This window comes from Campylobacter concisus, assembly GCF_902460625.1.
In the GTDB taxonomy this organism is placed as follows: domain Bacteria; phylum Campylobacterota; class Campylobacteria; order Campylobacterales; family Campylobacteraceae; genus Campylobacter_A; species Campylobacter_A concisus_AD.
Window position 1 is genome coordinate 155,235 of sequence record NZ_CABPUT010000003.1, and the last position, 4,513, is coordinate 159,747.

The window sequence follows — 4,513 nt, forward strand, 5'->3', positions numbered from 1 at the left end:
GGCAAAAACATTTGTGTGATAAAATATGTTTTTTTAAATCACCTTTAATTTTATTTAAATATAATTCTTAAATCATTTACGAAAAAAGGATGTTACTATGGCAGATAATCTAATCCCACCAAAAGAACGCATAAATATAGTTTATAAAACTAAGACAAATAACCAAGAGGCTGATGTAGAGCTTCCATTAAAACTTATGGTAGTTGCAAATTTAACTGGTGAAAATCAAACTCCACTTGAAGATCGTGAAGTGATTTCTATCAATAAAATAAATTTTGATCAGGTTATGAAAAGCTTAGATATTCATACAAATTTCTCTGTAAAAAATAAGCTAAATTCTAATAATGAAGACTTAAATATTGACCTTGATTTTGAGAGCATCCATGATTTTAATCCAGACAATATTATAAATCAAATCCCTGAACTAAAAAAACTCTTGCAGCTTAGAAAAGCTTTAGTTGCACTAAAAGGTCCTATGGGCAATATGCCTGATTTTAGAAAAGCGGTTTTAGAAGCTATAAAAGATGAAGATAGTAGAAAACAACTTCTTTTAGAGATTAAAGACGAACAAGATAAGGAATAAAAATGTCTGAAACTAAAGTTAAAACTCCTATCATTGAAAGTATAATGCAAAGGAGTAAATATTCAAAAGATGACGAGAGTTATAGTGTTGTAAAGCAAGGAGTTGCTGAGTTTATTTCAAACATAATAACAACAAATAATGCCGAAGATAAAATAAATAAGCTCGCACTTGATGAGATGATAGCTCACATCGATACCCTTTTATCTGCTCAAATGGATGAAATTTTACACAATAAATCTTTTCAAGAGCTAGAATCAACTTGGCGTGGAATTAGATTTTTGGTTGAGAGAACAAATTTTAATGAAAATGTAAAAATTGATCTTTTAGACGCCACAAAAGAAGAAATTTTAGATGATTTTGAAAATAATCTAGATATAACTCAAAGTACACTTTATAAACAAATTTATTCAGCCGAATATGGACAATTTGGTGGTGAACCAGTTGGTGCGATAGTGGCTGACTATGAGCTAGATAAATCAAATCAAGATATGACTTTTTTAAATAAAATGTCATCAATTGCTGCAATGAGCCATTCGCCACTTCTTACATCTCTTTCTGCTAAATTTTTCGGACTTGACAATTTTGGTGAGCTTGAAAATATAAAAGATCTAAAAAGCATGCTAGAAGGCCCACAATATACAAGATGGAGAACTTTTAGAGAAAATGAAGATGCAAAATACACAGGATGTATGGTAAATAGATTTCTTACAAGATCTCCTTATGTGCCAGAAGATAACCCTATAAAGAGCTTTAATTATAGAGAAACTGTAAATAATCATGATGATATGCTTTGGGGCAATGGAGCTTATGCGTTTGCTACAAGGCTTACAGATAGTTTTGCTGATTATAGATGGTGCGGCAATATTATTGGGCCAAAAGGTGGCGGTGCCGTAAAAGATCTTCCAACTTATACTTATGAAAATTATGGAAGCGTCCAAACAAAAATTCCAACCGAAGTTTTGATCACAGATAGAAGAGAATTTGAACTTTCAGAAAATGGATTTATCGCTCTTACTTTAAGAAGAGATAGCAATAACGCTGCATTTTTCTCTGCTAACTCTGCACTAAAGCCTAAAATTTTCCCAAATACTCCAGAAGGTAAAGCTGCTGAGACAAATTTCAGGCTCGGCACTCAACTACCTTATGTATTCTTAATCTCTCGTTTAGCTCATTATCTAAAAGTGCTTCAAAGAGAAGAGATAGGTACATGGAAAGAGCGTAGCGACGTTGAGCGCGGCTTAAATGAATGGCTAAGGCAATACATCTCGGATCAGGAAAACCCACCAGCAGATGTTAGAAGTAGAAGACCATTTAGAAGCGCAAAAGTAATCGTCAGTGATATAGCTGGCGAGCCTGGATGGTACAAAATAGAGCTTTTGGCTAGACCTCACTTTAAATTTATGGGAGCAAATTTCGAGCTTTCTTTGGTCGGAAAACTAGACAAAGAGTAAGCTTACTATGTCGCTGATAGATAAAATTTTATATGAATTTAGTGACGAATCAAAACTACGTCCATATTTTAAAGATCTAGACAGCGACATAAAAGATCACATTGATACTATTTTAAACTCTAGACTTGGTAACTACGGCCGATTAAATGATAGTATTATTGATCTTTGGTCAATGGGTGTTGAGATAAATGAGCTTGGTCATAAACTTGGCATGGCGATATATGAACTAATCAGCTCAAATGAGAATAGAATAGAAGTAACATCTATCGGATACGATGACTCACTAAAGCCTTGGCGTATCATCTTTAATATAAACTACAAGCATAAAAACGATAATTTCAAAGAGTATTTGCTAAAAGTTATTTTTAAAAACAATAGATATTGTGAGATTTTATAATGGATTATAATGAAAATAATCTAGCTTATTTTCAAAAAGAGATGGCATATCTTGATGAAACAAGAGCCCTTTTTATTAAAAATTTTCCAAAAGTAGCACCCTTTTTAGATACTAAAAGCAAAGATCCTGATGTTGAGAGCATAATAGAAAATATGGCTATTTTAACATCTAGGATTAGGCAAGAACTAGATGAAAATATCCCACTAATCGCTGAGTCTTTAGTAAATATCTTAATGCCAAGTTATACAAATCCTTTTCCATCAGTTTGTATGCAAGAATTTACCTTGAGAGATGACTTCTCTGGGGTAAAAGAATTTATACCAAAAGGAAGCATAGTTGAGTCAAAGCAGATCAATGGCATAACGTGCAAATTTCAAACAATCTTTGACATAAATTTGCTTCCCTTAAAGATAACAAAAGCTTTTATGTCAAACAATAAGAGTGATTATCTTCTAAATTTAAATATAAGCGTTACAAAGGACGAGTTTAGCACTAAAGAACTTGATATAGACTTTTTAAATTTATATCTTGGAGATAATGTTTACTTCTCTTCTACGCTCTTAATGTGGCTAAAAAATTACTTAAAATTTATTACAATAAGTTTTGAAGATAGCGATCAAGAGATAAAGTTAAGCCCTGATAAACTTAGTTTAGATGAGTTTGACAAGCGTTTGATAAAGAGTGATGAGTTTGGATTTGAAGCATTTGAGCTTTTAAAAGAGCTATCATTTTTTCCTTCAAAGTTAAATTTTGTGCGATTAAATGGTCTTAGCTTTCTTAAAAATTTTTCTGCAAAAAGCTTTAATATTAAATTTATATTTTCAAAAGATATGCCAAGTGGATATGTGCCAAGGCTAGAGTATTTTTCTCTTTTTGCTACGCCTGCAATAAATTTATTTGCAATGAGTGCCGAGCCTATTTTGAATAACAATAGACGAAGCGAATATAGAATTTTTCTAGATCGCTCAAATATCGATGCTTATGAAATCGTTTCAATCAATAAAGTGGTCGCCCATAGCAGTAATAATGAAAAAAGGATATTAAAAAACTATAAAAGTTTTGAGAGATTTGAATTTTTAAATGATGAGCGAGCAAAAGATTATTATTTTGTCAGCAATAAAACAGATATAAAACTAAACTCTTATAAAGAAATTTCTTTTTTTAAAAGCGACTCTAAAGATCAGACCATTAGCATAGATGCACTTTGTTGCAATGGTGATTTGCCTTGTAAGCTAAGACTTGGTGAGATAGATAGAGCGTTATCTCATCAAGGTGTAACAACTAAAAATTTAACCATTCCAACTAGCGTAAAGCGAGTAAAAATAGATGGAAATCTTCTCTGGAAACTAGTTAGCATATTATCTTTTAGCTATCAAAGTATACTAGAGAAGGGCTCTTTTCTAGCACTTCTTAATACTTTTAGTGCGTCAGATGATGAGTTTTTTAAAAAATTTGCTAACTCGCTTTATGGCATAAAAACGAAGCAAATTTATAGAGTTGACCAAGGCTTTGCAAAAAGAGGGCTGCTTTGCATATTCTATATAGATGAAAGCGAATTTGAGAGTATTGGAAATGTATATACTTTAGGTATAAATTTGGCTAAATTTTTATCAAAATTTGCATCAATTAATTCATTTTGCGAGCTTAAAATAAAGTGTATAAAGAGTAAAATTTTGCTTAATTATGACTTTTTAGGTGGTACAAAAAAATTAATATGAACAAAGAACTAAATCAAGCTTCTTTTTTTAAATTAGTAAAGAACTGCCTAAAGCACTACAATAGAAGGGATATTTTTTTAAAAAATAGTCCAAGTTTTGCTTATCCGATTAATGAGCTTGAGAGCTTAAATAAAGAGGATGCAGTAAAAATCATCGTAAATTTTATGGGTCTTTTGGGAAGTGGCTCGCATCTTACAAGCTATATTTTAGAAAAGATCTCAAAGAGTAGTGATAATAATTTCGAGAAATTTTTTGACTTTTTTGACAATTACTTGCTTTGGCTTTTCTTTGATAGCATTAGTCTAAAAAATTATGCAAGATCCTTTGAAAAAGAGCTTGATGATAAAATTTCAAAGATTTTATT

The 4,513-nt window shown here is 31.3% G+C and carries 5 protein-coding genes; all 5 read left to right on the plus strand.

Annotated features, from left to right (window positions below):
- Window positions 1-97 precede the first annotated feature (97 nt).
- The gene (tssB, locus tag F3G69_RS02930) at window positions 98-583 is read left to right on the plus strand and encodes a type VI secretion system contractile sheath small subunit (RefSeq protein WP_149714357.1); all 486 of its coding nucleotides are present in this window, start codon (window positions 98-100) and stop codon (window positions 581-583) included.
- A gap of 2 nt (window positions 584-585) precedes the next feature.
- A complete protein-coding gene (gene tssC, locus F3G69_RS02935; RefSeq protein ID WP_054195919.1) occupies window positions 586-2,034 on the plus strand; it encodes a type VI secretion system contractile sheath large subunit in 1,449 nt (482 codons plus the stop codon).
- A 7-nt stretch (window positions 2,035-2,041) separates the two neighbouring features.
- The gene (locus tag F3G69_RS02940) at window positions 2,042-2,431 is read left to right on the plus strand and encodes a GPW/gp25 family protein (protein WP_054195920.1); all 390 of its coding nucleotides are present in this window, start codon (window positions 2,042-2,044) and stop codon (window positions 2,429-2,431) included.
- Window positions 2,431-4,149: a type VI secretion system baseplate subunit TssF gene (gene tssF, locus F3G69_RS02945; RefSeq protein WP_103600292.1), complete on the plus strand. Its 1,719-nt coding sequence runs from the start codon at window positions 2,431-2,433 to the stop codon at window positions 4,147-4,149. The genes F3G69_RS02940 and tssF overlap by 1 nt, the downstream gene beginning before the upstream one ends.
- Window positions 4,146-4,513 (plus strand): type VI secretion system baseplate subunit TssG (locus tag F3G69_RS02950; RefSeq protein WP_149714385.1); only part of this gene is annotated, 368 nt, incomplete at its 3' end. The genes tssF and F3G69_RS02950, both read left to right, overlap by 4 nt.

Coding starts and splice junctions, on each gene's coding strand:
- tssB (WP_149714357.1), top strand. CDS start 98: ATGGCAGATAATCTAATCCCACCAAAAGAACGCATAAATATAGTTTAT.
- tssC (WP_054195919.1), top strand. CDS start 586: ATGTCTGAAACTAAAGTTAAAACTCCTATCATTGAAAGTATAATGCAA.
- F3G69_RS02940 (WP_054195920.1), top strand. CDS start 2,042: ATGTCGCTGATAGATAAAATTTTATATGAATTTAGTGACGAATCAAAA.
- tssF (WP_103600292.1), top strand. CDS start 2,431: ATGGATTATAATGAAAATAATCTAGCTTATTTTCAAAAAGAGATGGCA.